Source organism: Novosphingobium sp. CF614 (genome assembly GCF_900113255.1).
Classification (GTDB): Bacteria; Pseudomonadota; Alphaproteobacteria; order Sphingomonadales; family Sphingomonadaceae; genus Novosphingobium.
The window spans coordinates 1-2,787 of the sequence record NZ_FOOR01000051.1; the positions used below are offsets into that span (position 1 = coordinate 1).

At 57.2% G+C, this 2,787-nt stretch carries 2 protein-coding genes and 2 pseudogenes; 2 read left to right on the top strand and 2 right to left on the bottom strand.

Annotated features, from left to right (window positions below):
* Positions 1–96 precede the first annotated feature (96 nt).
* Positions 97–351 (top strand): annotated as a pseudogene (locus BM052_RS19160) (ATP-binding protein); the annotation flags it as partial.
* Between the two features lie 172 nt (positions 352–523).
* Here the strand turns inward: BM052_RS19160 and BM052_RS19165 are convergent.
* Both BM052_RS19165 and BM052_RS20360 read right to left on the bottom strand, forming a co-directional pair.
* Positions 524–1,540 carry an NAD-dependent epimerase/dehydratase family protein gene (locus tag BM052_RS19165; RefSeq protein WP_091149465.1) on the bottom strand — a complete coding sequence of 339 codons (1,017 nt, stop codon included), beginning with the start codon at positions 1,538–1,540 and terminating at the stop codon, positions 524–526.
* 4 nt (positions 1,541–1,544) lie between these two features.
* A pseudogene (locus BM052_RS20360) lies at positions 1,545–1,784 on the bottom strand (UDP-glucose 6-dehydrogenase); the annotation flags it as partial.
* Between the two features lie 291 nt (positions 1,785–2,075).
* Between BM052_RS20360 and BM052_RS19175 the strand changes: the two are divergent.
* Positions 2,076–2,582 (top strand): hypothetical protein, encoded by a 507-nt coding sequence (locus BM052_RS19175; protein WP_091149463.1) that lies wholly within the window; start codon positions 2,076–2,078, stop codon positions 2,580–2,582.
* Positions 2,583–2,787 lie beyond the last annotated feature (205 nt).

The window sequence follows — 2,787 nt, forward strand, 5'->3', positions numbered from 1 at the left end:
CGCACCGCGAACCGCAATATATTCCGACAAATCGCGTCATACGTATGGCGCAGGCACTGTGCTTCGCTACCTAAACGTACAAAGTCGAGATGAGGCCGGCTCGACCTGGTCGTCCTCGATGAGCTGGGATACCTGCCGTTCGCTCGATCGGGCGGGCAGCTGCTGTTCCATCTGATCAGCAAGCTCTACGAAAAGACCTCGGTGATCATCACCACCAACCTGGCGTTCGGCGAGTGGCCCACCGTGTTCGGCGACCCCAAGATGACAACCGCATTGCTCGACCGCATCACGCACCACTGCGACATCGTCGAGACCGGCAACGACAGCTGGCGCTTCAAGAACCGCAGCTAAGACCAAAAGGAAAACCGACTTCGCGCTGGCGCCGCCTCCGGTCGGGCTCCGCCCTCCCTACGCCTGCGCCAGCGCGAAATGCGCGGCACGCATCAAACCAGCGCCAAACCGCAAGGTGAGTCCCTTTTGGACGCCGATTGACACCCTTGATCACGAACATGACAATCAAACTTCATTGATCCCGATAATACTCTCGGTACCACTTCACAAATTTGGCCACGCCTTCGCCAACGCTGGTTCCGGGAGCATATCCGGTAAGCGATTTTAGAAGTTCCGCATCGGCCCAGGTCGCTGGCACGTCACCGGCCTGCATCGGCATCAAATTGCGTTCCGCCTTACGGCCCGTTGCCTCCTCAATCGCCTTTATGAAGTCAGTAAGCTGTACCGCGTCGGAGTTGCCGATGTTCACCACTCGCCATGGTGCAACCGGCGAAAGGCTGTCGCCTGCAGCCACGGCTTCGCCTTCTGCCGGTCGGGCAGGTGGCACGTCGATCAGCAGGCGGATCGCCTCCACCAGATCCTCGACGTAGGTGAAGTCGCGCTTCATGTCGCCATAATTGTAGACGTCGATCGCCCGGCCTTTGAGGATCGCCTTCGTGAACCTGAAGAGTGCCATGTCTGGACGTCCCCATGGCCCATAGACCGTGAAGAAGCGGAACATGGTGACCGGCAGGTCAAACAGATGCGCATAGCTATGCGCCATGTTCTCTGTCGCCTTCTTGGTAGCGGCGTAGAACGACATTTGGTGATCCGCCTTGTCGGTCTCCCGATAGGGCATCTCGGTGTTTGCGCCGTAGGCCGAGGAGGTGGAGGCCAGCAGCATGTGTTGCGGCGGATGAGCCCGACCCGCCTCGAGCAGTTCGAAAGTGCCGACGATGTTGCTTTCCAGGTACGAGCGTGGGTTTTCGATCGAGTAGCGCACGCCTGCCTGCGCGGCGAGGTGTACCACGACGTCCGGCTTCTCGCGCGCGAATAGGTCCATTAGTAGACCTGGCGTCTCGACGTAGTCCTCGACAGTCTGAAAGTGCTCGAACTGGAGCAGCCTTGCCTGCCGCTGTTGTTTGAGCGATACCTCATAGTAGTCGGTCATGGCGTCGACCCCAATAACCCGAAAGCCATCGCGAAGCAGTCGTTCGCAGACGAACGAACCGATAAAACCGGCCGAGCCAGTGACAAGAGCTGTGGGCACCGCTTCAATCCGATCCAAACAAATCGCGTGTGAAGATCTTTTCCTGTATGTCCTCGATCTCGCTTGTCATGCGGTTGGCGATAATCACGTCACACTCCTGTTTGAACGCCCCAAGGTCGCGCCCTACCTTCGAGCCGAAGAATTACTCCTCGGCCATCGCCGGCTCGTAAATTACCACTTCGATGCCCTTGGCCTTGATCCACTTCATGATTCCCTGGATCGAGGATTGACGGAAATTGTCCGAACACCATGCTGCAATTGCACACGAAGGCCTATACGAGGTTCTATCCGCTCCGAATAGAGTCTTATGAGATGGCCTTTTGAAATGGCCTTTATCGGCGCGCATCGCGCGAGGTGGTCGAGCCAAGCGACAGCCTGTCCCCGGCCACCCCGCTCCACATCTTCAACATCGGCAACATCGACAAGGTACGACTTGACTGCATCACGGGTTCGCCTGTGGCGGCTAGGGTGGTAATTGCCTTCTATCTCGCAACAAACCGAAGGGATTCGAACGATGAGGCGGAGTGCACTGCTAATGCTGATGGCCACGATCGCATCGACCGCTTGCAGTGGCGGAAACCCCGTCGGCGAGAATACAGGTCAGACGGACGATGCCGTGAGCACGCCACTTCCAGCGACCGCAAGCGAGGCGGACATCTGTGCAAGCATTATTGATGAAAGCGATGTTGGGAAGCAGGCGATGAAACTCGGAGTGGTGTCGATCAGCCTCCATCCCGAAGATGGGATTCCAGCACCTCCGCCTGACGCTGTTTACCAGCACACCGGCACCGAAATGCTGGAAGGCCATTGTTGGACAAGAGGCCAAATTTTGGACGGTGCAACCAATTATTTTCTCACATTGCGTTGCCCGGTCAAGCTTGTGACCGACGATCCAGGTCACGTGGGCAGGACCGTCGTGCAAATGGTGGACACCGATTCGTGTGAAACCAAGGTTTCAGAGGGCACGCCAACGGATAGAAATGTAGAAGACAAAATGAAGCGAATGCCGGCTCTAGGCATGCCGGACACCCCGGCGCAATAATCCAGGGAAACTTTCGCCAGGCTAGAGTGGGATGCGCTCAGGCTGAAACGGATCTCGCTCTATTTGTTATTTTTCCGCATTTTGCGAATTGTCGGGGGATTGAACTAACTCGCTGACGCGGGAGATGGGCGGGTCTTGGCCGGAATGGCCTCCTGATGAGATGGTTTGGTTGCTGGACCAACCATCAACCAGGAGACCATCCCAT

What these genes read in the sequence shown, in the direction of transcription:
- BM052_RS19175 (WP_091149463.1), top strand. Translation starts at nt 2,076, where the DNA reads ATGCTGATGGCCACGATCGCATCGACCGCTTGCAGTGGCGGAAACCCC.